At 42.5% G+C, this 525-nt stretch carries 1 pseudogene; it reads right to left on the bottom strand.

What is annotated here, in order from left to right:
- Nucleotides 1-471: pseudogene (locus HX129_RS17725) on the bottom strand (IS5-like element IS17 family transposase); the annotation flags it as partial.
- Nucleotides 472-525: the final 54 nt, after the last annotated feature.

Genomic DNA, 525 nt, shown 5'->3' with positions numbered 1-525 from the left:
GGTTTTGGCATCTATACCAATATGTAGTTTACGCCATTGGCGACGATATTCAGCTCCATGTTTCTTGCGTTTCCATTCGCCCTCACCTAGAAACTTCATGCCTGTAGAGTCTACGAGTAGATGCAGCCCATCGCTACTTTTTTGGTAGCTGATTGCAATATCAATATGCTTTTGTCTTCTACAAAGCGTACTGTAATCTGGTGCGGTCCAATTTAATCCGCAAAGTTTAATCAGACTTTGCACAAAGCCAGTGACCATACGTAAAGACAAACGGAATAGAGATTTAATCATTAAGCAGCATTGGATAGCTGCGTCGGAGTAGGTTTGATTTCGCCCTTGTTTGCCTTTTGATGGAGCATACCATTGCGTAGCAGGATCAAACCAAATGGCAATATTTCCGCGACTCATGAGTGCTCGGTTATATGCGGGCCAATTGGTTGTGCGGTAGATTTTGTGTGTAGGCTTCTTCATTTGAAAATTATATCGCTGAAAAAGCCTTTACAGATAGGTTTGTGCAACAAAGCC

The organism is Acinetobacter sp. 251-1, assembly GCF_030329305.1.
Lineage (GTDB): Bacteria > Pseudomonadota > Gammaproteobacteria > Pseudomonadales > Moraxellaceae > Acinetobacter > Acinetobacter piscicola_A.
The sequence above is the reverse complement of the archived record's forward strand: the minus strand, read 5'-3'. Positions and strand labels throughout refer to the sequence as shown.